The organism is Hymenobacter sp. H14-R3, assembly GCF_030063445.1.
In the GTDB taxonomy this organism is placed as follows: domain Bacteria; phylum Bacteroidota; class Bacteroidia; order Cytophagales; family Hymenobacteraceae; genus Hymenobacter.
In genome coordinates this window covers 95,589-119,282 of the sequence record NZ_JASITD010000007.1, presented here as the reverse complement: position 1 = coordinate 119,282, position 23,694 = coordinate 95,589, and the positions used below count along the sequence as shown (strand labels likewise).

26 protein-coding genes are annotated in these 23,694 nt (G+C 61.2%); 15 read left to right on the top strand and 11 right to left on the bottom strand.

Features of this window, described 5'->3' with window-relative positions:
- Positions 1 to 39: 39 nt before the first annotated feature.
- The 3 genes from QMK33_RS08865 to QMK33_RS08855 are packed head-to-tail and all read right to left on the bottom strand — an operon-like array spanning position 40 to position 3,082.
- Complete coding sequence (locus tag QMK33_RS08865) at positions 40 to 735, bottom strand: ATP-binding cassette domain-containing protein (RefSeq protein WP_283564220.1); 696 nt, start codon at positions 733 to 735, stop codon at positions 40 to 42.
- A 1-nt stretch (position 736) separates the two neighbouring features.
- Positions 737 to 1,711 (bottom strand): hypothetical protein, encoded by a 975-nt coding sequence (locus QMK33_RS08860; RefSeq protein ID WP_283564219.1) that lies wholly within the window; start codon positions 1,709 to 1,711, stop codon positions 737 to 739.
- Positions 1,712 to 1,723: 12 nt separating this feature from the next.
- Positions 1,724 to 3,082 carry a saccharopine dehydrogenase C-terminal domain-containing protein gene (locus tag QMK33_RS08855; RefSeq protein ID WP_283564218.1) on the bottom strand — a complete coding sequence of 453 codons (1,359 nt, stop codon included), beginning with the start codon at positions 3,080 to 3,082 and terminating at the stop codon, positions 1,724 to 1,726.
- Between the two features lie 174 nt (positions 3,083 to 3,256).
- On the opposite strand from QMK33_RS08855, the gene QMK33_RS08850 reads away from it, so the two are divergent.
- Both QMK33_RS08850 and QMK33_RS08845 read left to right on the top strand, forming a co-directional pair.
- Positions 3,257 to 3,778: a cytidine deaminase gene (locus tag QMK33_RS08850; RefSeq protein WP_283564217.1), complete on the top strand. Its 522-nt coding sequence runs from the start codon at positions 3,257 to 3,259 to the stop codon at positions 3,776 to 3,778.
- A 78-nt stretch (positions 3,779 to 3,856) separates the two neighbouring features.
- Positions 3,857 to 4,243 carry a DUF423 domain-containing protein gene (locus tag QMK33_RS08845; RefSeq protein ID WP_283564290.1) on the top strand — a complete coding sequence of 129 codons (387 nt, stop codon included), beginning with the start codon at positions 3,857 to 3,859 and terminating at the stop codon, positions 4,241 to 4,243.
- 95 nt (positions 4,244 to 4,338) lie between these two features.
- On the opposite strand, the gene QMK33_RS08840 is transcribed toward QMK33_RS08845, so the two are convergent.
- The 3 genes from QMK33_RS08840 to QMK33_RS08830 all read right to left on the bottom strand — a co-directional run bounded on the left by QMK33_RS08840 (position 4,339) and on the right by QMK33_RS08830 (position 6,972).
- A complete protein-coding gene (locus QMK33_RS08840; RefSeq protein WP_283564216.1) occupies positions 4,339 to 4,767 on the bottom strand; it encodes a DUF1573 domain-containing protein in 429 nt (142 codons plus the stop codon).
- Between the two features lie 176 nt (positions 4,768 to 4,943).
- Complete coding sequence (locus tag QMK33_RS08835) at positions 4,944 to 6,386, bottom strand: ATP-dependent DNA helicase (RefSeq protein ID WP_283564215.1); 1,443 nt, start codon at positions 6,384 to 6,386, stop codon at positions 4,944 to 4,946.
- A gap of 148 nt (positions 6,387 to 6,534) precedes the next feature.
- Positions 6,535 to 6,972, bottom strand: a complete 438-nt coding sequence (locus tag QMK33_RS08830) for a PaaI family thioesterase (RefSeq protein WP_283564214.1) — start codon at positions 6,970 to 6,972, stop codon at positions 6,535 to 6,537.
- A 64-nt stretch (positions 6,973 to 7,036) separates the two neighbouring features.
- On the opposite strand from QMK33_RS08830, the gene QMK33_RS08825 reads away from it, so the two are divergent.
- The 4 genes from QMK33_RS08825 (at position 7,037) to coaD (ending at position 9,658) form a co-directional block, all read left to right on the top strand.
- Positions 7,037 to 7,672 (top strand): DUF4126 domain-containing protein, encoded by a 636-nt coding sequence (locus QMK33_RS08825; protein WP_283564213.1) that lies wholly within the window; start codon positions 7,037 to 7,039, stop codon positions 7,670 to 7,672.
- 30 nt (positions 7,673 to 7,702) lie between these two features.
- Positions 7,703 to 8,212 carry an NUDIX domain-containing protein gene (locus QMK33_RS08820; protein WP_283564212.1) on the top strand — a complete coding sequence of 170 codons (510 nt, stop codon included), beginning with the start codon at positions 7,703 to 7,705 and terminating at the stop codon, positions 8,210 to 8,212.
- A gap of 76 nt (positions 8,213 to 8,288) precedes the next feature.
- Positions 8,289 to 9,158 carry a DUF3822 family protein gene (locus QMK33_RS08815; protein WP_283564289.1) on the top strand — a complete coding sequence of 290 codons (870 nt, stop codon included), beginning with the start codon at positions 8,289 to 8,291 and terminating at the stop codon, positions 9,156 to 9,158.
- 32 nt (positions 9,159 to 9,190) lie between these two features.
- Positions 9,191 to 9,658 carry a pantetheine-phosphate adenylyltransferase gene (gene coaD / locus QMK33_RS08810; protein WP_283564211.1) on the top strand — a complete coding sequence of 156 codons (468 nt, stop codon included), beginning with the start codon at positions 9,191 to 9,193 and terminating at the stop codon, positions 9,656 to 9,658.
- A gap of 83 nt (positions 9,659 to 9,741) precedes the next feature.
- Here the strand turns inward: coaD and QMK33_RS08805 are convergent, their stop codons facing one another.
- Positions 9,742 to 10,236 carry a DUF4199 family protein gene (locus QMK33_RS08805; RefSeq protein WP_283564210.1) on the bottom strand — a complete coding sequence of 165 codons (495 nt, stop codon included), beginning with the start codon at positions 10,234 to 10,236 and terminating at the stop codon, positions 9,742 to 9,744.
- A 192-nt stretch (positions 10,237 to 10,428) separates the two neighbouring features.
- Between QMK33_RS08805 and QMK33_RS08800 the strand changes: the two genes are divergently transcribed.
- Together QMK33_RS08800 and QMK33_RS08795 are read left to right on the top strand one after the other, a co-directional pair.
- Complete coding sequence (locus QMK33_RS08800; protein ID WP_283564209.1) at positions 10,429 to 12,051, top strand: ABC-F family ATP-binding cassette domain-containing protein; 1,623 nt, start codon at positions 10,429 to 10,431, stop codon at positions 12,049 to 12,051.
- Between the two features lie 91 nt (positions 12,052 to 12,142).
- Entirely contained in the window at positions 12,143 to 12,955 is an 813-nt protein-coding gene (locus QMK33_RS08795; protein ID WP_283564208.1) for an outer membrane protein, read from the top strand.
- 85 nt (positions 12,956 to 13,040) lie between these two features.
- Here QMK33_RS08795 and QMK33_RS08790 read toward each other — a convergent pair whose 3' ends face one another.
- The gene (locus QMK33_RS08790) at positions 13,041 to 13,211 is read right to left on the bottom strand and encodes a lmo0937 family membrane protein (RefSeq protein WP_283564207.1); all 171 of its coding nucleotides are present in this window, start codon (positions 13,209 to 13,211) and stop codon (positions 13,041 to 13,043) included.
- A 202-nt stretch (positions 13,212 to 13,413) separates the two neighbouring features.
- Here QMK33_RS08790 and QMK33_RS08785 point away from each other — a divergent pair, with 202 nt between their 5' ends.
- On the top strand, positions 13,414 to 14,301 hold the full coding sequence (locus QMK33_RS08785) for a 3-hydroxybutyryl-CoA dehydrogenase (protein WP_283564206.1): 888 nt from the start codon (positions 13,414 to 13,416) through the stop codon (positions 14,299 to 14,301).
- A gap of 98 nt (positions 14,302 to 14,399) precedes the next feature.
- On the top strand, positions 14,400 to 14,942 hold the full coding sequence (msrA, locus tag QMK33_RS08780; protein WP_349361711.1) for a peptide-methionine (S)-S-oxide reductase MsrA: 543 nt from the start codon (positions 14,400 to 14,402) through the stop codon (positions 14,940 to 14,942).
- A 36-nt stretch (positions 14,943 to 14,978) separates the two neighbouring features.
- Here the strand turns inward: msrA and QMK33_RS08775 are convergent, their stop codons facing one another.
- Together QMK33_RS08775 and QMK33_RS08770 are read right to left on the bottom strand one after the other, a co-directional pair.
- The gene (locus tag QMK33_RS08775) at positions 14,979 to 15,158 is read right to left on the bottom strand and encodes a hypothetical protein (protein ID WP_283564205.1); all 180 of its coding nucleotides are present in this window, start codon (positions 15,156 to 15,158) and stop codon (positions 14,979 to 14,981) included.
- Positions 15,159 to 15,709: 551 nt separating this feature from the next.
- Positions 15,710 to 16,573 carry a 2,3,4,5-tetrahydropyridine-2,6-dicarboxylate N-succinyltransferase gene (locus QMK33_RS08770; RefSeq protein ID WP_283564204.1) on the bottom strand — a complete coding sequence of 288 codons (864 nt, stop codon included), beginning with the start codon at positions 16,571 to 16,573 and terminating at the stop codon, positions 15,710 to 15,712.
- 129 nt (positions 16,574 to 16,702) lie between these two features.
- Here QMK33_RS08770 and QMK33_RS08765 point away from each other — a divergent pair, with 129 nt between their 5' ends.
- The 5 genes from QMK33_RS08765 to QMK33_RS08745 all read left to right on the top strand — a co-directional run bounded on the left by QMK33_RS08765 (position 16,703) and on the right by QMK33_RS08745 (position 22,697).
- Entirely contained in the window at positions 16,703 to 17,890 is a 1,188-nt protein-coding gene (locus QMK33_RS08765; RefSeq protein ID WP_283564203.1) for a glycosyltransferase family protein, read from the top strand.
- A 127-nt stretch (positions 17,891 to 18,017) separates the two neighbouring features.
- Positions 18,018 to 19,037: a 3-oxoacyl-ACP synthase III family protein gene (locus QMK33_RS08760; protein ID WP_283564202.1), complete on the top strand. Its 1,020-nt coding sequence runs from the start codon at positions 18,018 to 18,020 to the stop codon at positions 19,035 to 19,037.
- A gap of 84 nt (positions 19,038 to 19,121) precedes the next feature.
- Positions 19,122 to 19,775 carry a metal-dependent transcriptional regulator gene (locus tag QMK33_RS08755; RefSeq protein WP_283564201.1) on the top strand — a complete coding sequence of 218 codons (654 nt, stop codon included), beginning with the start codon at positions 19,122 to 19,124 and terminating at the stop codon, positions 19,773 to 19,775.
- Positions 19,775 to 21,196, top strand: coding sequence for a tRNA uridine-5-carboxymethylaminomethyl(34) synthesis GTPase MnmE (gene mnmE / locus QMK33_RS08750; RefSeq protein ID WP_283564200.1), 1,422 nt, complete (start codon positions 19,775 to 19,777; stop codon positions 21,194 to 21,196). The genes QMK33_RS08755 and mnmE overlap by 1 nt, the downstream gene beginning before the upstream one ends.
- A gap of 208 nt (positions 21,197 to 21,404) precedes the next feature.
- Entirely contained in the window at positions 21,405 to 22,697 is a 1,293-nt protein-coding gene (locus QMK33_RS08745; protein WP_283564199.1) for a citrate synthase, read from the top strand.
- Positions 22,698 to 23,047: 350 nt separating this feature from the next.
- Here QMK33_RS08745 and QMK33_RS08740 read toward each other — a convergent pair whose 3' ends face one another.
- Positions 23,048 to 23,419, bottom strand: a complete 372-nt coding sequence (locus tag QMK33_RS08740; RefSeq protein ID WP_283564198.1) for a hypothetical protein — start codon at positions 23,417 to 23,419, stop codon at positions 23,048 to 23,050.
- Positions 23,420 to 23,694 lie beyond the last annotated feature (275 nt).

The window sequence follows — 23,694 nt, the reverse complement described above, 5'->3', positions numbered from 1 at the left end:
TAAAGACAACGCCAAGGTACTGCCCTGGCCCAGCGGCCGCTACAGCAGCGCGCGCAGCTGGGCCAGCTTTTCGCCGTGCAGGGCGGCCAGCAAGTCGGCTTCGAGGGTGCCAAACTCGGCAGCGGTGTAGTGGCGCTGCACCAGGCCGCCCACCAGCACGGTGGCCTCGTCGGCCACTTCGGTGAGCGTGCCCAGGATGTGCGACGTCAGCAGAATACCGGTGCCCTGGTCGCGCAGCCGCTTGAGAATTTCCTTGAGCAAGAGATTGGCTTCCAGGTCGAGGCCGTTAAAGGGTTCATCCAGAATAAGGTAGTCGAATCCTTGTACGAGCAGCGCCAGCAGGGCCAGCTTTTTCTTCATACCCGCCGAGTACTCGGTGGCAAACTGGTCGAGGGGCAGCTCCAGCACCGCATTCCAGGCGCGCAGGTCGGGCACGGGCTGGCGGCGCGCTTGCAGGCAAAAGGCCACGTACTCGCGCCCCGTAATGCGGGGGTAGAAGTACGGCTCGTAGGGCAGCAGGCCCGTGGTTTCGCGCACCGGGCGCGGGGCCGCCGTGTCGCACACGGTGCCCGTAAAGCCGCTTTCCAGCCCGTAGAGGCAGTTGATGAGCGTAGTCTTGCCGGCCCCATTGGCCCCCACTAGTCCGTGAATGGTGCCGGGCCGCAGCGCCAGGCTCACGCCGCGCAGCACCTCATGCTGGCCGTAGGCTTTGTGGATATCGTTTATTTCCAGCATATTACAAAACACTATCGCCCAGCACTTGCCGCAAACGGCGCTGGCTTTGCCACCCCAGCCCCGCCGCGATGGTCAGCATAAGCGGCGGGTAGGCCGGGTGCCACGCCCCCAGCAGGCCTATCGCCAGCACCACCCCCTGCGTGAGGCGAATATGACTGGCCACGGGATAGAACGCATACTTGGTGAGGATAACCATACCCACCAGCGCCAGCCAGAACAGCGCCACGCCCAGCGCCGGGCCCCCGCCCGCTGGCCCCGCCCCCAGCAGTAGCCAGAAGGGCAGCGCCGTGGCCGCCGCGTAGCCCAGCCCCAGCGCCAGCCGCCGCCGCAAAAACTGCCGCGGCGTGCGGGCCGCCAGCGCCAGCATGGTCACGGGCTCGGGCGTGCCGTAGCAGGCCAGCACCACCAGTAGCCAAGCCACCAGCGCCGCAATGGGCGCCAGCGCCGACGCCCGCTGCCACGCCGCCAGCCCCACCAGCAACGGCCACAGCCACAAGGCTTTCGTGGCCCGCGCGCCCCCCACCCACTCAAACGCCTCACTGCGAAACGGGCTGCGCCAGCGGTGCCGAGTAGCGGCCGGCGCGCGCGCGGGCGGCGCCCAGGCTACCAGCGCGGCCAGCCCCAGCAGCGCGGCCGCCGGGCCGTAGGCGCGCAGCCCCAGCAGCCCCAGCGCCAGCGGCAACGCCAGTAGGGCGTACTCGGCGGCCAGCCAGGGCCGGTGGCCGGGCGCGGCGGTGGCCAGCCACTGGGCATCGGCCCGCTGCCGGTGGGCGCCCAGCACCGACCAGCCCACCAGCAGCGGCACCGCCCACAGGCCGTGCGGCTGCCGAGACAAAGTATCAAGGGTTTGCAGCAGTCCCAGCGCTAGCAACGGCCCGGCCAGCCCCAGCCGCAGCCAGCCTATTTCGCGCAGCAGCCGGCCCAGCAGTATGAAGCGCAGGCGTAGGTAAGCAGCTACGGGTGAAGAACTTGACATGCTCAGATTTTCCTAAATTGCTTCGTCTTGTTCCTCAAACACCAGCCCGTAGTCGGCGGCCAGCTCCTGCAAAATGGGTTCGTAAAGGCCGGGTGTGGTGGGAATAACTACGCCGCGGCCGGCCACCTCACCGCGCAGCAGCCGGCGCACGGCCATTCCCAGCGGCAGGCCCACGGTTTGGGCCATGGCGGTGTGGGTAGCATCGACCCCAGTTACGACGAGCGAGGCCGTGCGGCGGCGGCTTTCGTTATTCAACTTATACTCAAACTGATGCTGCATTACTACCTGGTCGCGGTCGTGGGGGCCGAGCTGCCATTTTTCGACCAGCAAGTGCTCCAGCAATTGCGCTTTGGTGGCATTGGCCAGGCCCACGGGGCGCTCGGTGAAGAGGCCGAGCCACACCAGGCGCTCCAGCTCGGGGCCGTGGGGGTCGAGGCCCAGGCGGCGGGCCAGGTGGGCGGCTAGGTCGCCGGTTATTTCTTCTTCGGGGAAGCAGTCGGCTACCAGCTGGCGCCACGGCAGGGCGGCCGAATTAGCCAGCGGCGTAGTATCGTCGGTGAGGCCCAGCGTGACGAGCACTTGCCAGGCCCCGCAGTAGCCGGGGCGGCGCAGGGTGCCGCGCAGCATGGTTTGCACATCGTGCAGGCCGTAGGCAGCGCGGTAGGTGAGCGAGTTGCGGTTGGCGTAGCCCTCGAAGTGGCCGTGGCCGGGCACTGCCATCACCTCGGCCCGGCCAAACAGCTCCTCGTACGGAATGAACTGTAAATCACCATCTTGCAAATACTGCGCCGGGCCGCCCTGGCCCGCCACGATTACGTTGCGCGGGTTCCAGCTGAATTTGTAGCGCCAGGGGTTGTCGCCTTCGCTCTCGGGGGCCACCAGCCCGCCGCAATACGACTTAAAGGTGGTGATGCGGCCGCCCGCGGCCTGCAAGTCGGCGATGGTTTGCATGGCCGACATGTGGTCGAGGCCGGGGTCGAGGCCGCATTCCATCAGGAAAACCAGACCGGCCGCGGCGGCGGGCTGGTGCAGGGCCTGCACCTCGGGGCTCACGTAGCTGGCCGTGGCCAGGTGGCAGCCAAACTCCAGGCAGGCCTGGGCCACGGCCAGGTGCAGGGCGGCGGGCAGCATCGAGATAACCAAGTCGGCCTCGCTCACCAGCTCGCGCAGCTGGGCGGGGGCACGGGCATCGAAGGGCACGGCGCGGGCATACTGCGAGTGGGCGGCCAGCACCGGGGCCAGGTGGGCGGGCTGGGCATCGGCCACGGTCAAAAACCAGCGCTCGGCTGGCGCGTGGCGCAACAGGTACTGAACGAGCGCCGAAGCCGAGCGGCCGGCCCCTAGCAGTAGCAAACGGGTGGGTAGAGTCATGCGGGCAAAAGTAGAAATCCGGAATTTGGAATGAAGGATTTGTAAGGCGAAATCTACACATCTACTCATTCCGCCTTTTCCTAATTCCTCCTCGCAGATTTCTCCTTCTTCCTTCTAACTTCTAATTCCCTCATTCCTGCCTTTCTTTGTCGCCCCATTTCCCTTTCCCGCCGCATGGCCGCTCTAGTTACCGACTCTCCCACGCTCCGCCAGCTCACGCTGCGCTACCACGAGCTCGCCACCCCCGACCTGCTCAATCCCGCCGAGCGCCAGGTGTGGGACGCCGCCCGCGCCGCCACCGCCCACTCCTACGCGCCGTACTCGCACTTTCACGTGGGGGCCGCGCTGCTGCTGGCCGATGGCAGCCTCGTGCAGGGCACCAACCAGGAAAACGCGGCCTACCCCTCGGGCCTGTGCGCCGAGCGCACGGCCTTGTTTGGGCTGGCGGGCAGCCGGCCCTCGCCGCCGCCGCGCATCGTGGGCATGTCGGTGGCCGGCCGGCCGGCCGAGGGCGATTTTTCGCCGGCCCTGCCCTGCGGGGCCTGCCGCCAGGTGATGCTGGAGTACGAAATGCGCCAGGGCGAGCCCATCTGGCTGCTACTGCCCAGCCTCAGCGGCACCGTGCTGCGCTTCGACAGCCTGGCCGATTTGCTGCCGTTTCACTTCTCGGCCACCGACTTGCCGGCGCGGGCATAGCAGTACTATTTTATGAGAGAGAACGTCATGCTGCGCATGACGTTCTTTGGGGTAATTTCCCCTATTACTCCCTTTTTCATGAATCCTCGTCTCATTCTTCAGCTTGCGGCCCTGCTGGGTGCCATCACCGTGGGCATCGGCGCTTTTGGGGCGCACGGCCTGCGGCCCATGCTCGAAGCCAGCGGCCGCTTCGAAACCTTCGAAACGGCGGTGCGCTACCAGTTTTTTCACACGCTGGCGCTGCTGGCGGTGGGCGTGCTGGCCGTGGCCCGGCCCGAGCTGCGCGGCCCGCTGGGCACCGTGGCCACCCTGTGGCTGGGCGGCATTGTGGTGTTTAGCGGCTCGCTCTACGCCATCTGCTTCACGGGCATTACCAAGTTTGGGGCGGTGGCCCCGCTGGGCGGGCTCCTGCTGATTGCCGGCTGGCTGTGGCTGCTAATGGCCATCAGCAAGCTGCAAGCATAATCAACTGCCAATCAGTTAATTATGTATGAAACCCACGTAAAAAGGGGGCGCTAACCAATTGGTCAGCGCCCCCTTTTTACGTGGGTTTTAAGAGCTTACTTCGAGGCCGTAGCGGCTTCTTTCACCTCGCCTACCAGCGAAACGGTGGTGCTGCCACCAGCCGAGTTCGAGTCAATGGTCAGCACTTTGGTTTGCATGCCCATTTTGCCAGCCGAGTTAAACTTGGCCGAGATGGTGCCGGTTTTGCCGGGCTGCACGGGCTCCTTGGTCCACGAAGGCGTGGTGCAGCCGCAGCTTACGCCGATGTTGGAAATCACCAGCGGCTGGGTGCCGGTGTTTTTGAATTTGAACACGTGGTCCACGATATCGCCCTGCTTAATGGTGCCGAAATCGTACTTCACTTCCATAAACTCGACCTGGGGGCCGGCCGCTTTCACAGCCGATTTGGCAGGCTTCATGGCCTGGGCGTGGGCTGCGGTGCCCGCAAACGTGAGGCACAGGGCCAGCAAAAGCATCTTCGTCATGACAGTGTAAAAATTAGGTTATGGGGGAGAAAACAAATTTACGCGCTGAGTCGGCTTAGGCAAATCTGCGGCCAAACTAGCGCGGTGAGGCTGGGCGCCGGATGAAGCCGGCCGCCGCGGGGCAAACGCCGTTGCGGGGCATTCAATTCCGCGCGGGTGCAAAATAGGTGGGGGCGCTACGCTTCGTCCTCCTCCACTATTTCGCCGCTGGCCAGCAGCCGGCGCTGAAAGTTGAGCAAAAACAGCCGCTCCGACGCCCGCGTGATGGCCGTGTAGAGCCAGCGCGCAAACTCGCCGCCCACCGGCTCGTCGGGCTTGATGAAGCCGTGGTCCACGAACACGGCCTGCCACTGGCCGCCCTGCGCCTTGTGGCAGGTGAGGGCGTAGGCAAATTTTATTTGCAACGCATTGAGGTACGGGTCTTTGCGCATTTCGGCGTTGCGCTCGGCTTTTTTTTCGAGGTGGGCGTAGTCGGCCAGTATTTCCTGGTAGAGCTTCTCGTTCTGGTCGCGCGGCAGCGACGGGGTTTCGGTGTGCAGCGTGTCGAGCAGCAGCTTTACCTCCAGCTCGGGCTCGTCGGGGTAATCCACCAGCCGCACGCGGGCCTGGGCAAAGCGGCAGCCAAACACTTCTTCGCGCCGGATTATCTTCTTGATTTCCAGGAAGTCACCATTAGCCAGGAAGCCGATTTCCGACTCCTTGGGCAGCCAGAAGTAGTTGTTGCGCACCACCATGATGTAGTCGCCGGCCTCAATCTCCTCCTCAGCCTCAAACAACGTGCGCCTAATCAGCTGGTTATACTGGTTGGCGTTGCGGTTGGAGCGGCAGATGATGGTCGTGTTTTCGTGCCCGAAGTGGCGGTAGGCCCAGCGCAGGCCATCCTCCAGCTTGTCGCCGCCCATCTTAAACATGTCGTTGAAGCCCTTGGTGTGCAGCTGGATATTGGGCGCCTCCTGCCGCAGTTCCTCGCGCAACTCAGTGGCATTCACCAAGATACCCGAGGCCTCGGCCTGGCGCATTACCTGGCGCAGCTCCACGCCATCGACGCGGGCGCGGAAGCGGTGGGCCAGCAGCTCGGGGTCGAGGGCGGGGCTCAGCAGCTGGCCCACCGGCGGCAGCTGCGCCGTATCGCCGATGAGCAGTAGCCGGTTGGTGCTCTTCTCAAACACGAAGCCCATGAGGTCGTCGAGCAAGCCATTCTCGCCGAAGGCTTTCTCATCGGAAATCATAGAGGCCTCATCCACAATGAAGAGCGTTTCCTCGGTGCGGTTGGGCTGGCGCTGAAAGCTGAGGCGCTCGCTAGGCGCGCCGCTGGTTTGGCGGTATATTTTTTTGTGGATGGTGCTGGCCGGCACGCCCGCGTAGGCGCTCATCACCTTGGCGGCGCGGCCGGTGGGCGCCATGAGGGTGTAGCGGCGCTGCATGCGCGCCAGCCACTGCACCAGGGCGCTTACCACGGTGGTTTTGCCGGTGCCCGCATAGCCGCGCAGCACAAACACCTTGCGGCCCGGCAGCTGGTCGCGCAAAAACTCGTCGAGCTGCACGAATAGCTCGGCCTGGTCCTCGGTGGGCTCGAAGGGAAAGTAGTCGCGGACGGAAGGGAATCTGGTAGTGAGCACGAAGTAACAAGGATGGCTATGCTAAAGGCCCGCAACAGCTTATAAACTTGATAATCAGCTGTTTATAAGGACAGCTTCTTCCTGTTAAGAAAGCAAGCTCAGCACAACAGTTTTAGGAAATTCAGGACTGGCTGACGCAGTGGGGAAGTTAGCTAACAGGGGGCTCAATCACCGCCATTGTGGCCGAGGCCTTGGCAATGAGCACGTTGTCGCACCACACCTCGGCCTCGCAGAAGTGCAGCCGCCGCCCAGCTTTCAACACCCAGCCAATGGCTTTAATTCGGGAGCCCACCCCGGGGTTCAAGTAACTGATTTTCAGGTCGGACGTAACCACCCCGCAGCCCTCGGGCACGAGCGTGAGGGCGGCGAAGCCCGCCGCCAGGTCGGCCATGGTGGCCACCAGGCCGCCGTGGGCAAAGCCGCGCTGCTGCTGGTGCTGCTGGCCCAGCGCCAGCTCGGCCTCAATGCGGCCGGGCTCGATGCGGGTGAGGTCGGCCCCGATGAGGTGCATAAAGTACTGGCGCTTCAGCTTTTCGCGAATGCGGGTTTCGAGGTCGGCGGTAGGTTCGGGGGTGGTGGTAGTCATAGGTGCTTCAAAGATACCGGCCGGGTGTACCTTCCGGGCGCACTTTTACCTCGCGGCCTTTGCCATGGAACACGTATCGACAATGCAGTACCTCGTGGCCGGCGCGCTGGGCCTGGGGCTGGCCGCGTGCAGCGGCTTTCGGGTGTTTGTGCCGCTGCTGGCGGCCAGCGTGGCGCACCGGATGGGTTGGCTGCCCCCCTCGCCGGGGTTCGACTGGCTAAGCACCTGGCCGGCCCTGCTGATGCTGGCCACCGCCACCGTGGCCGAACTGGCGGGCTACTACGTGCCGCTGTTTGACCACCTGCTCGACACGCTTACCACGCCCGCCTCGTTCGTCGCGGGCACACTGCTGATGACATCCTCCCTCACCCACCTCGACCCCACCCTGCGCTGGACGCTGGGCGTTTTGGTGGGCGGCAGCGCGGCGGGGCTGGTGCAGGGCAGCACGGCGCTGCTGCGGGCGGGCTCCACGGCCACCACGGGCGGGCTGGCCAACCCGCTGTTTGCTACCCTGGAAAATGTATTGGCAGTGGTGGGCACCGTTTTTACGCTGCTGCTACCGCTGGTAGCGGCGGCGCTGGCCGTGGGCTTGCTGGTATTTTTGGCTAGCCGCTGGCGGCGCGGGCAGCGGCAGCGGGCGGCCCGGCGCGCGGGGCCGGCGGACATTGCCCAAGCACCCGCGCCCGGCGGGTTTGCGTAAAGGCAACGCACTACCTGCCTTTTCTACACTATGCCCAGTTCCCCCAACGAAACAACCAGTCCTTCATTAACTCCTTATGCGGGCATGGTGCGGGTGCGGGTGGGCGGCCTACTAGTGCGGGGCGGGGCCATTTTGCTGGCGGCCCACCGGGGCCTGTTGCCGGGCAACACCGTTTTTTGGTCGCCCCCAGGCGGCGGCTGGGCTTTCGGCGAAAGCCTGAAATCGGGCCTGCGCCGCGAGTTCAGGGAGGAAACCGGCCTGGCCGTGCGCGTGGGCCGGCAGCTGCACCTGCACGAGTTTCGGCGCGGTGAGCTGCAAGCGCTGGAGGTTTTCTTTGAAGTAGTGGCCGAAGACCCTACCGCCACCCCGCGCCTGGGCCACGACCCCGAGCACGACGCTAACAATCAACTACTGACCGAGTTGACCTGGTTCACGCCGCGCCAACTGCTGGCCCTGCCGCTGGCCCAGGTGCATCCCGTGCTGCGCGGCCTGCTCAGCACCGACGACGTATTTGTGCCCCAGGTACTGCTCGACCTTTAGCGCCTCATTGCCCGCCGCCGGTGGCCCGGCGGGGGCGCTTGGCGCCGCCGGGCCGCCGAGCGGCCTATTTTTGTCCGTGCCTTCTACCCTGCCCGCCTTCGACACCCTCAGCCTGCGCGACGATACCTTCGACGCGCACAACCCCACGGCCTACCACCTCTACGCCCTGGCTGGCCCCGGACGCCTGCGCGTGGCCGCGCTGGATGTGGCCCGCCACAAAATAGTAGCCTTCGATGAGGTGGCGCTGGCTACCCTGGCCGACCTGTCCACCTTGGCCGCACAGCACCCGCTGCTGGGCCAGCCGGGGTGGGCGCGGCTGCGGCTGGCGCTGGCCGGCCGGGCTTGCCCGTTGCTGCCCGCGCCCTTGTATCGTACTGGGGATGAGGCCGCTTACCTGAAGCTGCACCAGGCCTTAGCCCCCACCGAAGAGGCACTGGCCTATACCCTGCACCTGCCGGCCCCGGCCACCGACATGGTGAGCCTGTTTGCCGCGCCGGCCAGCCTCACCGCGTGGCTGCACACCGTGCACGGCCCCAGCGCCCGGCTGCTGCCGCAGGCGGTAGCGCTGCTGGGCGGCCTGCTACACCAGCGTGGGCCCGGCCCCGCGCCGCGCCAGCTCTACCTCAACCTGATTGACCAGGAACTGACGGCCATTGTGCTGGGCAGCCAGGTGGAATTCTGCAACTCCTTCACCGTCAGCACTGCCGAAGATGCCGTGTATTACACCATTTTGGTAATGCAGGAGCTAGGGCTGAACCCTGACCAGGACGCCGTAACTATTTGGGGGGAGCTAACCAGCGACTCGGCCACGTTTGGGCTGCTGAGCACCTACGTGCGCAATTTGCGCTTCGGCTCCCGGCCATTTGGGCTTAAATATTTTTATTACCTGAATGAAATTGCCGACTACCGGCATTTCGATTTATTCAGCCTGGCTTTCTGCGAATAGCTGCTTATCCACCCTTGCCTTTGGCTCTCGCCATGAAAAAAATCGCGCTTTTCCCCGGTTCTTTCGACCCGTTTACTAATGGCCACCTCGATGTGGTGCGGCGCGGTGCGGCGCTTTTTGATGAAATAATCATTGCCATTGGCACCAACAGCAGCAAGCAGCGCCACCTACCGGTGGAGTGGATGATGAGCCAACTGGAAATCCTGTTCCAGGATGAGCCGCGCGTGTCGGTGCGTAGCTACCAGGGCCTCACCACCGAGTTTGCCCGCGAAACCGGGGCGCGCTACCTACTGCGCGGCTTGCGCAACACCCTCGATTTTGAGTACGAAAGCGCCATTGCCCAGGCCAACCGCCAGCTCAGCCCCGGCCTGGAAACGGTGTTTCTCATTACCTCGCCCACGCTGGCTGCCGTGAGTAGCACCATTATCCGCGAAATTCACCGCTTTGGGGGCGATGTGCAGCAGTTTGTGCCATTCGCATTACCTGAATTCGCTAAATAACTCACTAATAGGTTTTTAATTAAAAAGGGTTCTCTTCCACTGGTGGAAGAGAACCCTTTTCTTAATTGGAAGCCAGCACGCGGCTACTCCATTGCTTTCAGCGGGTCAATGGCATCGGCTTTGTAGTACTGCATGGCGATGAGCGAGGTGATGACGCCCGACATCGTTCCCATCAGGATAATAGCCAGAAAGGCTACTACTACCGACAAATCGAAGCCGAACAGATTTTCTACCTGTGTCAAATCCAGCATCTTAGGCATGATGGCCGTGAGGATGATAAAAAACAGCCCGAGCACCACCGAAGCGACCATGGCCGCAATAATACCGGTGCCATAGCCGCCGAGGTAGGGCATTTGGTTGCCGCGCAGCTGCTTGAGGTGCCGGATGGCCAGCACCGAGCCAATAATAAGAATGAGTACGTCGAGGCTGCCCGCCTCAATGCGCGAGAAAAAGCCAAGCAACGCGGCTACCAGCGTGTAGATACATAGCACAACTCCAGTAATCAGGCCAAACCGGAAGCCATTTTGTTCGGGGGTAAGCACAGGTGCAGTAGAAGCAGAGTTGGGACGGGCGGCCATAAAAAAGTATGCGTGAAGTGGGAGAGCAACGAGGCGGCCACTAGCGCAGCCTGAGCCTCTATACTGCATTTGGGCAACTGTTGTTGTGCTAACCCGGGGGGCACAATTTGCCGCCGGGCAGCGTTAGGAGAAGGTAAGGACGCGCGGCGGCGTATTTTTGCAAAGATTTTTTGGTTTTTTATCCCGGCTTAGATGATTTCCACGACCAACGTGAGCTTGCGCTATGGCAAGCGGGTACTGTTTGAAGACGTAACGGTGAAGTTTTTGCCCGGCAACTGCTATGGCCTCATTGGGGCTAACGGGGCTGGCAAATCCACCTTTTTGAAGATTTTGTCGGGCGAGCTGGAGCCTAATACGGGCTCGGTAGAGCTGCCAGCTGGCCAGCGCCTAGCGGTGCTCCGGCAGAACCAGTTTGCCTACGATGAGCAGCAGGTACTGCAAACCGTGATTCAGGGCCACCAGCGCCTGTGGGCAGTGATGAGCGAGAAGGACACCCTGTACGCCAAGGCCGACTTTACGGACGCCGACGGCGAACGCGCCGCCATTCTGGAAGGCGAGTTTGCCGACCTCGAAGGCTGGAACGCCGACTACGAAGCCGCCGAACTGCTTAGCGGCCTGGGCATTACGGAGGACAAGCACTACTCGGTGATGTCGGACCTCGGCGCCAGCGAAAAGGTGCGGGTGCTGCTGGCGCAGGCGCTGTTTGGCAACCCCGACGTGCTGCTGCTCGACGAGCCCACCAACAACCTCGACGCGGAGAGTGTGCTCTGGCTCGAAAATTTCCTCGATGGCTTTCAGAACACGGTAATTGTGGTGAGCCACGACCGCCACTTCCTCGATGCCGTGTGCAACTACATGGCTGACCTGGACTTCTCCAAAATCACGATGTACCCCGGCAACTACGGTTTCTGGTACGAAAGCAGCCAGCTGGCCCTGCGCCAGCGCCAGGACGTGAACAAGAAAACGGAGGACAAGCGCAAGGAGCTCGAAGAGTTTGTGCGCCGCTTCTCGGCCAATGCCTCGAAATCGAAGCAGGCCACCAGCCGCCAGAAGTTGCTGCAAAAGCTGACCCTGGAGGAAATTAAGCCCTCGTCGCGCCGCTACCCCTACATCGCCTTTAAGCCCGAGCGCGAAGCTGGCAACCAGCTACTTAGCGTAGAAGGCGTGCGCAAGGCCGTGGACGGTAATTCGGTCCTCAAAAACGTGTCGTTCACGCTCGACAAGGGCGATAAGATAGCCATTGTGGGCCGCGACGACCGCGCAGCTTCGCTCCTATTCGATATCCTGTTTAAGGAAGCCACGCCCGACAAGGGCAAGGCCGAGTGGGGAACCACCATCACGCCCAGCTACTTCCCTAAGGAAAATAGCGCCTTTTTCCAGGCCGGCGACATGAACCTCGTGGACTGGCTGCGCCAGTACTCGACGGAGAAGGACGAGAGCTTTGTGCGCGGCTGGCTGGGCCGCATGCTGTTCTCGGGCGAGGAATCGCAGAAGAAACCCAACGTGCTGAGTGGCGGCGAGAAAGTGCGCTGCATGCTCAGCAAAATGATGCTCGAAAGCGGCAACGTGCTGGTGCTCGACGACCCCACGAACCACTTGGACCTGGAAAGCATTCAGGCCCTGAACAATGCGCTGCGTGACTTCCAGGGTTCGCTCATCTTCGCCTCGCACGACTTGCAGTTTATCGAAACCGTCGCCAACCGCATCATCGAGCTCACGCCCGAAGGCATCATCGACCGCCGCATGAACTACGAAGAGTACCTGGCCGACGAAACGCTGAAAGCGCAACGCCAGAAAATGTACCAACTCGCTTAATTACTGGAATTAAGCAGACGCTTTTGGCGGTTTCGTCTAGTTAACTGGGCTTCTTCCTTATTTCTCTTTGCCTTTCCGCTAATTTCAGTTCATGAAACGTCTGCTTCTGCCCTTTCTGCTAGGTTCGGTGGTTTTGCTGGCCCCCGGCCGCGTGCTGGCCCAAGGCAAACCCTCGCTGAATACCGCGCCTCCCGGTACGGTGCCCCCGCGCCCGGCCCCCGCGCCGGTCACTACCGATACGGCCAACGTAGCCCCCACCATTCCGGTGTACACGCCGGCTACCCGGCCTACTTACACGCCGCCAGCCCCAGCCGCGCCCGCCGAGGCGCAGCCGAGCCCCTACAGCCCGTCGGGCCTGGAGCTACCCGGCCGCGAGCAGGCACGCAAGGCCGCCGAGCAGCACGCCGAGCAGTACACCAAACTGTTTGTGTATTCGGGTATCGGGCTGGGCTATAGCTCGTTCTACGGATACAGCAATTTCAACTTCAGTATTTCGCCGGCCATTGGCTACCGCGTTACGGACCGCTTTTCCATTGGCCCTGGCATCAGCTACGCGTACAACCACTATGGGCAAGACTACAGCAATGGCCCCAGTACCAGCATCAGCACCAGCAGCTTCGGGGCCAAGGTATTTGCGCAGTTCATGGTGTATAATAACTTCTTCATCCACGCCGAATATGAGTCTACCAAGGCGCAGTTTTTGGCCGTGGACCAATACAACCAGTACGTGGGCACCGTGACGCGCACCGTGCAAACGCCGCTGGCCGGCATTGGCTACCGCTCGCAGATTAGCAACCGCGCCGCCGCCGACATTGTGGTGCTTTATAATTTTCAGGACAACTACAATAGCATTTATCCGAACCCAGTTATCCGATTCAACTTTCTGTTCAACATCGGTCACTAAGAGGCCGGCCGTTGGGCAAAACAAAAACCCCCGCCGTGTATACGGCGGGGGTTTTTCTATGTTTAAGCGAAAGCGCTATCCCGAGTTATACCGGGTTGCGGCCGCTGATAACGCGCAGTAGGATGGCAATAATGGCAATTACTAACAGGATGTGCAGCAGGTTGTTACCGGCCAGGCCAGCGCCCATAATACCGAAGAAGCCGAGTGCCCAGATGATGATGAGGATGACGGCGATAATGTAAAGTAGGTTGCCCATGAGTGAAAAGGAAAGAATGGAGTGAAAGGGTAGAAACAAGCCCGTGTGGCTTGTTGAGCGGTTTGTACGGCGCAGCTAGAAAAAAGATGAAGTTGAGCGAATTTTTTTTAGCTGACCAGCCAAAACCTCCCTAGCCAGTAACTTTGTTATGCAGTGCTGGCAGTGGCTGGCAGCTTTCTCTTACCCTTTTTCTTCCCACCCAATGAACGTTGCCGTTATTGGCTCGGGCACCATGGGCAATGGTATTGCCCACGTTTTTGCCCAACACGGCTTTGCCGTCGCCCTCATCGATATCAACCAGCCTGCCCTTGACCGGGGCGTGGCTACCATCACCAAAAACCTCGACCGCCAGGTAACCAAAGCCACCCTGAGCGAAGAGGATAAGGCCGGCACGCTGGGTCGCATCCGCACGTTTACGTCGGTGGCCGCTGGCGTGGCCGACGCCGAGCTGGTAGTGGAGGCCGCCACCGAAAACGTGGACCTCAAGCTCCAGATTTTCCGCGAACTCGACCAGCACGCGCCGGCCGGGGCCATCTTGGCCAGCAACACGTCGTCGATTTCGATTACCAAAATTGCGGCCGTTACCAAGCGCCCGGCTCAGGTGATTGGCATGCACTTTATGAACCCCGTGCCGGTGATGAAGCTCGTGGAGGTTATCCGCGGCTACGCTACCTCCGATGAGGTGACGGCGCGCGTAATGGACTTGTCGCGCCGGCTAGGCAAAACGCCCACCGAAGTCAACGACTACCCCGGTTTCGTAGCCAACCGCATCCTGATGCCCATGATTAACGAGGCCATTATCAGCCTGTTTGAGGGCGTGGCCGGCGTAGCCGAAATCGACACGGTAATGAAGCTGGGCATGGCCCACCCGATGGGCCCGCTCCAGCTCGCCGATTTTATTGGCCTCGATGTGTGCCTGGCCATTTTGCGGGTGCTGCACGAGGGCCTCGGCAACCCCAAGTACGCGCCCTGCCCGCTGCTGGTAAACATGGTGATGGCCGGCCGCCTGGGCGTGAAGTCGGGCGAGGGCTTCTACCAGTACACCGCCGGCTCGAAGGACTTGGTAGTAGCCCCGCGCTTTGCCAAGTAACCGCCAATAGCTGAACTACCCGGCCCGGCTACACGTTAGATGAGCGGCTCTTGGCACTAGCTGGGAGCCGTTTTTTCATCGCTTTAACTGACAATTCCGTGACTGAACATGCATTATTCGGCGCCGGCTGCTTCTGGTGCGTCGAGGCCGTTTTTCAAAACTTGAAGGGTGTGGAGAAAGTGGTTTCCGGCTATGCCGGCGGCCGCAACAAAAACCCCACTTACAAGGAAGTATGCAGCGGCATGACCGGCCACGCCGAGGTGATTGACATCGCCTTCGACCCAGCCGTGATTAGCTACAAGGAGCTGCTGGAAATCTTCTGGAAAACCCACGACCCCACCACCCTCAACCGCCAGGGGGCCGACGCGGGCACGCAGTACCGCTCGGTTATCTACTACCACAACGACGAGCAAAAGCAGTTCGCCGAAGAATACAAGCAGAAGCTCAACGACGGCCACGCTTTCCCGAACCCCGTGGTAACGGAAATCACGGCGGCCCCCGAGTTCTACGCCGCCGAGAACTACCACCAGAACTACTTCAACATGCACGGCCACGAGCCCTACTGCCAGTTTGTGGCCAAGCCCAAAGTGGACAAGGTGAAGGCGCTGTTTGGCGAGAAGCTGAAGCCGGTAGCGGCATAAGCACTGCTTTGAACAGTATGAAAGCAAAAAAGCCCGCTAATTAGCGGGCTTTTTTGCTTTCATACTGTTCAAAGCTGCTTGCATTACTTCTATACGTTGCAGATATTGGTTTGTATAAGGCCAGGAAATATTTTCTTTTTGCCCAGCCTTTTTAGCAAAGTAATATTGCCTACATAAAGCCTTTTCTGCTATTACGAACAGGGCTTTATCAATCATGCCAGAAATTTTGCATTGACCAAAAGCTGCAGCAACTATGAACTGGTCAATACCATCACAATAAATTTGTTTATTTACAGCAAACTCAGCTAGCTGTTGGAATTTAAGTACTTGTCAGTAAATAGTTTATGTTAAAAAAAGAACGTCATGCTGAGCTTGTCGAAGCATCTCTGCCGCGTAACTAACTCTGAATATTGAGATTACTCTCGTGGTAGAGATGCTTCGACAAGCTCAGCATGACGTTCTTGATATCATAAACTAATTAGCGACGGGTACTTACTCAAATTTATGTAATCAAAACTACCAGGGTGATTAATTTCAAGAAATTCTAGCAGGAAGCTTGTTATGTCTTCATCCTGCGAGCGTTCATTAAACCACTCTTGCAAGTAGAATAGCATATCAGAACCAGAGTCATTTCCAAAAGGAGAGAAGTAATCCCTTAAATTATAGTAGAAATCTGATGTAGCGTGCGACACAAAAAAAGGATGGCTCGTTTCCCGAGCCAATCCTTCTTCTTCATCGTCGAAATAATATACGCTCATTTAGCAAAATTATACGCTCACTCCGAAATCACGCAACGCGTCGTTGAGCGAGGTTTTCAAGTCCGTACTCGGCTTGCGCTGACCGATAATAAGCGCGCAGGGCACCTGGTACTCGCCGGCCGGAAACTGCTTCGGAATGGTGCCCGGAATAACAACCGAGCGGGGCGGCACGTAGCCGCGGTATTCCTTGGGCTCGGGGCCGGTTACGTCGATGATTTTGGTGCTGCCGGTAATGGTAACGCCCGCCCCAATTACGGCTTCCTTGCCAATGCGGCAGCCTTCAACCAAGATGCAGCGCGAGCCGATGAACGCGCCGTCCTCAATGATGACGGGCTGGGCTTGCACGGGCTCCAGCACGCCGCCGAGGCCTACGCCGCCGCTCAGGTGCACGTGCTTGCCCACCTGGGCGCACGAGCCCACAGTGGCCCAGGTGTCCACCATCGTGCCCTCGCCCACATAGGCCCCGATGTTGGTATAGCTGGGCATCAGGATAACGCCGGGGGCCAGGTAGGCCCCATAGCGGGCCACGGCGGGCGGCACCACGCGCACTTTTTGGCCGGCGTAGTCGGTTTTGAGCAGCATCTTGTCGTGGTACTCAAAAGGGCCGATTTCGTGGGTCGCCATCTGGCGAATGGGGAAATAGAGAATGACGGCCTTCTTCACCCACTCGTTGATTTTCCAGTCGCCGCCTTCTTCGGTCGGGGGCTCGGCTACGCGCAGCTTGCCCTTGTCGAGGTCTTCGATAACGTGCTCGATGGCGGCTTTGGTTTCGGGCTGGTCGAGCAGGGTGCGGTCGTTCCAGGCTTCCTCAATGGCCTCCTGGGCGGCAAAGCGGTCGAGCACGGGGCTGTGATGAGTTTCCGTATTTTCCATGGGAAAAGCAGTTAAGAGTTAATTACCGGCAAAACTAGCATCTTTGGGGGCAGGTAGGCTAGCCGATTGGCTGCCTTTTCGTGCGCCCCGCCCGCCATGCCGGCCAATTTCTCCTCTCCAACGCGGCTTTTGCTAGCCTCCGTCCTCAAGCCGGTGGATGATACCCGCATGCGGGGCAAGTTTGCCGAAACGCTGCGCGCCCGCCCCGGCTGGCAGGTGCACGTGGCGGGGCGCACCTGCGGCAGCGCCGGGCCTGCGCCAACGGCCGACACCGGGCCGCCGGTGGGCCAGCACCGCATTTTCTGGGGCTCGCGGCTGGGGCTGGGCCGCCTGCTGGCCCAAGGCCGCTACTGGCGGCTGCTGCGGGCGCTGCGGCCCAGTATGGTTATTGTGCACGCGCCCGAACTGCTGCCGCTCACGCTGCTGTGGCGGGCGCTGGGCGGCGGTCGGCAGTTCATGTATGACATCCGGGAGAATTATGCCCTCAACGTGCGCACCCAGCAGGTGTACCGTGGCTGGCTCAAGCGCGGGCTGGCGGCGGGCCTGCGCTGGGTGGAAGGCGCGGCGGCGGCGCGCGCGGCGGCCGTGCTGCTGGCCGAAGCCAGCTACGCGCCCGAGCTGCCCTTTCTAGCGCGGCTGCCCGCCAGCCGGGTGCTACTACTCGAAAACAAATACCAGCCCGCGCCCGGTGAACAGCTTCCCCGCGTGGCCCGCCCGCTACCCACGCCCGCCGAGCCGCTACGGCTGTTATTTTCGGGCACCATCTCGGTGCTCAACGGGGTGTGGGAGGCTATTGAGCTGGCGCGCCACCTGCGCGCCACCCGGCCCGGCGGGGCCACGCTCACTATTGTCGGTTTTTGCCAGCAGCCTGGCTTACTGCTTGATTTACAACGGGTAGCGGCCACCGAAAGCACCTGGCTCACGCTCGTTGGCGGGGCCCGGCTGGTGCCGCATCGCCGCATTGTGGCCGAAATAGCGCGCAGCCACCTGGGGCTGCTGCCCTACCGACCTCACACCAGTACCGAGCGCTGCCAGCCCACCAAGCTGTTCGAGTACCTGGCGCACGGCTTGCCCATTCTCATTCCACACAACTCACTATGGGAAAGCGAGTTGAGTAAATACCAAGCTGGCCTGGTAGTGGATTTTGCTGATGCGCCCAGCACCGCGGCAGCCGTAGCCGCGGCCTTGCCGGACGCCCTTTTCTACCCCGCCGGCGTGCCCACCGAGACAGTGCAATGGGCAGGCGAGGGCAAAAAATTACGAGTTTTGCTGGAAAGCCTCCTGCCAGGACCGACCTTTGCGGCCCCTTTCGCGTAGCCGGATGGGGGCGGGCTGGTAGCCAGCCGAATTATTTCGGATAAATTTTTCTTATTTGCGGGCCAGCTTACCTGCTGGCTTCGTTCAGCGCTCTCCCCCCCTGCCCACCCTCACGCTTCCTATTCCAATGGCTTCTCCTACCACTTTGCGCCACGCCGAAATTGCCGGCGTGGGCCACTACGTCCCCGACCGCGTTGTTAAAAATGCCGAGCTTGAAGAGCTGATGTCTACCACCGATGCTTGGATTCAGGAGCGCACCGGCATTCAGGAGCGGCGCTGGTTTGAGGAAGGCAAGGACACTACCGCCAACATGGGAGCCGAAGCCGCCCGCCGCGCCCTGGCCAACGCCGGTCTCACCGTGGCCGATGTGCAGCTTATCGTATTCGCCACATTATCACCCGATTACTTCTTCCCCGGCTCGGGCGTACTCCTGCAGCGCGAGCTGGGCATGACCGGCAACGTGCCGGCTCTGGATGTGCGCAACCAGTGCTCGGGCTTCATCTACGGGCTGTCGGTGGCCGACCAGTTCATCCGCACCGGCATGTACGATACCGTGCTGGTAGTGGGCTCCGAAATCCACTCCTCGGGCCTCGATAAAACCATGCGCGGCCGGGCCGTGTCGGTCATTTTTGGCGACGGCGCGGGCGCAGTGATACTGCGCCCGGCGCGCACCGAGGGCAACGGTATTCTCAGCACCCACCTGCACGCGCAGGGCGAGTTTGCCGAGGAGCTGATTGTGAAGGAGCCTGGCTCCAACCGCGAGGGCCGCGTGGACTATGCCATTGCCAATGAGCAGGATATGTACCCTTATATGAACGGCCAGAACGTGTTTAAGCACGCCGTGGTGCGCTTCCCGCAGGTTATTAAGGAGGCGCTCGACCAGAACAACTACCAAGCCGCCGACATCGACCTGCTCATTCCGCACCAGGCCAACCTGCGTATTACGCAGTACGTGCAGCAGAAAATGGGCCTGAGTGACGACAAGGTGTTCAGTAACATCCAGCGCTACGGCAACACCACGGCCGCCAGCATCCCCATCGCCCTCAGCGAGGCCGTGCAGGAAGGCCGTATCAAGCGCGGCGACCTCGTGTGCCTGGCTGCTTTCGGCTCGGGCTTCACCTGGGCCTCGGCGCTCATAAAGTGGTGAGCAAGTGCGGCAAGCTTCAGCTTACCGTTCAGCCAATTATCCATGTACTCCAACGGTAAGCCAATGCTTACCGCACTTAGTTGAATGACGATTGCCGAGGAAAACTATCTCAAAACCATTTATAAGCTGGCCGAGGCCGAGCCGGGGCAGGATGTGAGCACCAACCGCATTGCGGCGGGGCTTAGCACCCGCGCCGCCTCGGTTACGGACATGCTGCGCCGCCTAGCCGAGAAGGAACTGCTTGAATACGAGAAGTATAAGGGCGTGCGCCTCACGGCAGAGGGCCGCCGCCTGGCCCTGCTCACCGTGCGCAAGCACCGGCTGTGGGAGGTATTTTTGGTGCAGCACCTGGGCTTTAGCTGGGACGAGGTGCACGACGTAGCCGAGGAGCTGGAGCACATGCAGTCGCCCTTGCTTACGCGCCGGCTCGATGCGTTCCTGAACTTCCCGACGCTTGACCCGCACGGCGACCCCATTCCGGCCGAGGATGGCGCCATGCGCCGCCCCGACTACCGCCTGCTGGCCGAGCTGGCCGTGGGCGAGTGCGGCACGCTGGCCGCCGTGAAAGACACCTCCGCCCCCTTTCTCCAATACCTCGATAAAGTGGGCCTGCCGCTGGGCGCGCAGGTGCAGGTGCTCAGCAGAGTAGCGTTCGACAACTCCCTGGAGCTATGCGTTAACGAGGGGCGCACCGTTCTTATTTCGGCCGAAGTGGGCCGCAACTTATTTACTGCCTGATGCTTGCGGCTAGCTACACCGATACTATTGTGGCCCTCTCGACCCCACCCGGCGTGGGGGCGCTGGCGGTAGTGCGCCTCTCGGGGCCCGAAGCAGTGAGCATTGTGCAGGCGCTTTTTTCGAAGAAAAACCTGTCGGCCCAGCCCGGCCACACCCTGCACTACGGTACGCTACGCGAGCCCGGCACCGCCCAGATACTGGATGAGGTAGTGGTGGCGCTCTACCGCGGCCCCCGCTCCTACACCCGCGAAGATGTGGTGGAGATTTCGGGCCACGGCTCCGATTTTATTGTGCGCCAGGTGCTGGCGGCGCTGCTACGCCAGGGCGCCCGCCTGGCCGAAGCCGGCGAGTTTACTAAACGCGCGTTCCTCAACGGGGCGCTCGACCTGGCCCAGGCCGAGGCCGTGGCCGACCTTATCGCCGCCGACTCAGCCCTGAGCCACCAGGTGGCGCTGAATCAGCTGCGGGGCGGCTTCTCCGACGAGTTGCGGGGCCTGCGGGCCCGCCTCATCACGTTTGCCTCGCTACTGGAGCTGGAGCTGGATTTTGGTGAAGAAGACGTGGAGTTTGCCGACCGCACCGGGCTGGCGCGGCTGCTGGCCGAGGTTACAGGCGTGGTGCAGGGCCTGCTGCGCTCATTTGAGCTGGGCAACGTGATTAAAAATGGCATCACCACCGTGATTGCCGGCCGGCCCAACGCCGGCAAGTCTACGCTGCTCAACGCGCTGCTGCGCGAGGAGCGGGCCATCGTATCGGCTATTCCGGGTACTACCCGCGATTTTATTGAGGATGAGGTGAGTATCGACGGCCTGCGGTTCCGCTTTGTAGACACGGCCGGCCTGCGCGACAACCCCGCCGACGAGGTGGAGGCCATCGGCGTGCGCCGCACCCGCGAGCGTATCGGGCAAGCGGCCTTACTACTCTACCTCTTCGACCTTACCGAGCTTACACCCAGTGAAGTACAGGCCGATATTGCCGAGCTGACCGCCGCCCTACCCAAGCTGCCCGTGCTGGCCGTGGGCAACAAGCGCGACCTGGCTGCTCAGCTATCGGTTAGCGATTATCAGTTGGCCACTTCCCACGGTGAGCAGGCGCAAGCGCTGCCGGTGGTCTTCATTGCGGCCAGCCAGCGCGAGGGGCTCGATGAGCTGCAGACGGCGCTGCTGGCGCAGGTGCGCGGGGCGGGGCTGGCCACCACCGGCACGGCCACCATCGTGACTAATGTGCGCCACGCCCGCGCCCTGGAGCGGGCCGCTGAGCACCTGGCGGCCGTGCGCCAGGGCCTCAACGAAGGCCGGGGCACCGAACTGCTGGCCGCCGACCTGCGCCACACGCTGGGCGCCCTGGGCGAGATTACGGGCGAAATCTCTTCCGACGACCTGCTCACGAGCATTTTTACCCAATTTTGCATTGGAAAGTAGCACCCGCATATTCCCTCTGCAAAAATCACTGCAAACGTTACCAATCCACGCTGAGGCCCTAAACTGTAGCACTTACGGAAACCTGCAGGCTTCCTGCGCTGTAGTATGCACGGCTCGCCAGCCAGGAAAAATTTCCCGGCTCACCGCCTGGGCCGTAGCTTCGCGCTTGAAATAAGCGGCTAACTCACTTCCCTATCCTACCCAACCAATGGCAGAAACTGCTGAACTTAACCTCCCGGGCGGCCAGTCCATTACGCTACCCATCATTGAGGGTACCGAGCACGAAAAAGCCTTCGATATTAGCAAGCTGCGCGACCAGACTGGCTACGTAACTCTCGACCCTGGCTACAAGAACACCGGCGCTACCAAGAGCGCCATCACTTTTCTCGACGGCGAGGAAGGCATTTTGCGCTACCGGGGCTATCCCATTGAGCAGCTGGCCGAAAAGTCGAGCTTTCTCGAAGTAGCCTACCTGCTCATCTACGGCCACCTGCCCACCGAGGCCGAGCTGAAAGACTTTAGCGGCCAAATCACCAAGCATACGCTGGTGCACGAGGACATGCGGAAGATTTTCGACGGCTTTCCGAGCAGCACGCACCCGATGGCCATCCTAAGCAGCCTCACCTGCGCGCTCACCGGCTTTTACCCCGAGAGCATCAACCCCAACCAGAGCACCGAGGAAATCGACCTCACTATTGTGCGCCTCATGGCCAAGATGAGCACCATCGCGGCCTGGACGTACAAGAACTCGGTGGGCCACCCGCTCAACTACCCGCGCAACGACCTCGACTACGCCTCCAACTTCCTGTACATGATGTTCAGCTTCCCTACCGAGAAGTATGAAGTCAACCCGGTAGTAGTAGCGGCCATCAATAAGCTGCTCATTCTGCACGCCGACCACGAGCAGAACTGCTCGACCAGCACCGTACGCCTCGTGGGCTCGGCCAACGCCAGCCTCTACGGCTCGGTATCGGCGGGCATCAACGCCCTGTGGGGTCCCCTGCACGGCGGTGCCAACCAGGAGGTGATTGAGATGCTGGAAGCTATTGAAAAGGATGGCGGCGACACTAGCAAGTTCATCAACAAGGCCAAGGATAAGAACGACTCGTTCCGGCTCATGGGCTTTGGCCACCGCGTGTACAAGAACTTTGACCCGCGCGCCAAAATCATTAAAGTAGCCGCCGACGAGGTGCTGAAAGCGCTGGGCCTGGAAGACAGCCCGCTGCTGAAAATAGCGCAGGAGCTGGAGCAAGCCGCCCTCACCGACCAGTACTTCATCGAGCGCAAGCTCTACCCGAACGTCGACTTCTACTCGGGCATCATCTACAAGGCGCTCGGCATTCCGACCGAGATGTTCACCGTGATGTTTGCCCTGGGCCGCCTTCCCGGCTGGATTGCCCAGTGGAAAGAGATGCGCGAAAACAAGGAGCCCATCGGCCGCCCCCGCCAGATTTACGTGGGCGAAACCGAGCGCAACTACGTGCCCATGTCGGCCCGCTAGGGCATCGGCACCCATTCACAAATCAGCCAGTCTACCCGTGCGGTAGGCTGGCTTTTTTTGGCTCCTATCCTACCCCGGCAGCTTGCGCTTGAGGGTAGCGACCAACCGCGCGGCGCGCCCCTGCCAGAGCGAGTCTGCACTGGTTACGCCTACTAATTCTGACGCCTGCAAGCCCAAGCTGTTGAGCGGGGCCGGCAGTTTCTGATTTCTATCAACCGAGCTGAAAGGGCCATCGGCCACTTCCAGAGTTGATGTTCAACTTCCTTCAGAACTCAACACCATCCGCATTCCCGCAGCACCACTGGCCCGGTGAGGGGCCAGCGGTGCCGCGGGGATTGGGTTGTGGCTGGCTAGAGGCGGTGGGCGGTGAAGTTGGCCCGCAGCTGCTGGTAGGCCACGCGCTGGTTTGGCTGAAGCAGGTCATTGAGCGACTGCTCGTAGCCCAGCTGGGCGGCAGCCAGCTTGGCATCGCGGTCGGCGGCGGGGGCGCTGGCCAGCGACTGCTCCAATTCGCGGCGCTCGCCCAGGTATTGGAGGTGCAGGCGCTTGATACGCACATACTGGGCCTCATTGAGGTGAATGCGGTGGGCCAGCGCCTGGGTGAGCGTAGTAGCCCGCACCTGAATGGACTTGGGATAGTCCTGGCCGGGCTGCTTCTTGTGCGCTGGGGTGGCGGCGAGGCTGGCCGTGAGACAAGCGGCGGCAACGAGGAGGTTATTCATACTAAAAAAAGGTTGGGGGTGAAAAATGGTGAGTAATTGGGTGCCCAGGGCCAGGCTGCCATAGCGGCGACCCTCAGAACTGTTCCAAACCTACGCTAATTTTTCTTTTTGAATAAAACCTCGTCACTTTAGTACTTTTTTAAGTAACCTATTTTTTGCTGATTACGCAAACTACTGATTTACAATTTATTATTTCTTACAAAAAAAGCGGCCCTTCATTCAAAAAAAATGCCCGCACTTAGGCGGGCACTAGCAATTATTGAATTAGTCCTACT

What these genes read in the sequence shown, in the direction of transcription:
- QMK33_RS08820 (WP_283564212.1), top strand. Translation starts at nt 7,703, where the DNA reads ATGCCCAGTTCCCCCAACGAAACAACCAGTCCTTCATTAACTCCTTAT.
- QMK33_RS08845 (WP_283564290.1), top strand. Translation starts at nt 3,857, where the DNA reads ATGAATCCTCGTCTCATTCTTCAGCTTGCGGCCCTGCTGGGTGCCATC.
- QMK33_RS08825 (WP_283564213.1), top strand. Translation starts at nt 7,037, where the DNA reads ATGGAACACGTATCGACAATGCAGTACCTCGTGGCCGGCGCGCTGGGC.
- QMK33_RS08865 (WP_283564220.1), bottom strand. Translation starts at nt 735, where the DNA reads ATGCTGGAAATAAACGATATCCACAAAGCCTACGGCCAGCATGAGGTG.
- QMK33_RS08830 (WP_283564214.1), bottom strand. Translation starts at nt 6,972, where the DNA reads ATGACTACCACCACCCCCGAACCTACCGCCGACCTCGAAACCCGCATT.
- QMK33_RS08840 (WP_283564216.1), bottom strand. Translation starts at nt 4,767, where the DNA reads ATGACGAAGATGCTTTTGCTGGCCCTGTGCCTCACGTTTGCGGGCACC.
- QMK33_RS08770 (WP_283564204.1), bottom strand. Translation starts at nt 16,573, where the DNA reads ATGGAAAATACGGAAACTCATCACAGCCCCGTGCTCGACCGCTTTGCC.
- QMK33_RS08855 (WP_283564218.1), bottom strand. Translation starts at nt 3,082, where the DNA reads ATGACTCTACCCACCCGTTTGCTACTGCTAGGGGCCGGCCGCTCGGCT.
- QMK33_RS08860 (WP_283564219.1), bottom strand. Translation starts at nt 1,711, where the DNA reads ATGTCAAGTTCTTCACCCGTAGCTGCTTACCTACGCCTGCGCTTCATA.
- QMK33_RS08805 (WP_283564210.1), bottom strand. Translation starts at nt 10,236, where the DNA reads ATGGCCGCCCGTCCCAACTCTGCTTCTACTGCACCTGTGCTTACCCCC.
- QMK33_RS08790 (WP_283564207.1), bottom strand. Translation starts at nt 13,211, where the DNA reads ATGGGCAACCTACTTTACATTATCGCCGTCATCCTCATCATCATCTGG.
- QMK33_RS08850 (WP_283564217.1), top strand. Translation starts at nt 3,257, where the DNA reads ATGGCCGCTCTAGTTACCGACTCTCCCACGCTCCGCCAGCTCACGCTG.
- QMK33_RS08775 (WP_283564205.1), bottom strand. Translation starts at nt 15,158, where the DNA reads ATGATTGATAAAGCCCTGTTCGTAATAGCAGAAAAGGCTTTATGTAGG.
- QMK33_RS08785 (WP_283564206.1), top strand. Translation starts at nt 13,414, where the DNA reads ATGAACGTTGCCGTTATTGGCTCGGGCACCATGGGCAATGGTATTGCC.
- QMK33_RS08745 (WP_283564199.1), top strand. Translation starts at nt 21,405, where the DNA reads ATGGCAGAAACTGCTGAACTTAACCTCCCGGGCGGCCAGTCCATTACG.
- QMK33_RS08755 (WP_283564201.1), top strand. Translation starts at nt 19,122, where the DNA reads ATGACGATTGCCGAGGAAAACTATCTCAAAACCATTTATAAGCTGGCC.
- QMK33_RS08800 (WP_283564209.1), top strand. Translation starts at nt 10,429, where the DNA reads ATGATTTCCACGACCAACGTGAGCTTGCGCTATGGCAAGCGGGTACTG.
- QMK33_RS08795 (WP_283564208.1), top strand. Translation starts at nt 12,143, where the DNA reads ATGAAACGTCTGCTTCTGCCCTTTCTGCTAGGTTCGGTGGTTTTGCTG.
- QMK33_RS08740 (WP_283564198.1), bottom strand. Translation starts at nt 23,419, where the DNA reads ATGAATAACCTCCTCGTTGCCGCCGCTTGTCTCACGGCCAGCCTCGCC.
- mnmE (WP_283564200.1), top strand. Translation starts at nt 19,775, where the DNA reads ATGCTTGCGGCTAGCTACACCGATACTATTGTGGCCCTCTCGACCCCA.
- coaD (WP_283564211.1), top strand. Translation starts at nt 9,191, where the DNA reads ATGAAAAAAATCGCGCTTTTCCCCGGTTCTTTCGACCCGTTTACTAAT.
- QMK33_RS08760 (WP_283564202.1), top strand. Translation starts at nt 18,018, where the DNA reads ATGGCTTCTCCTACCACTTTGCGCCACGCCGAAATTGCCGGCGTGGGC.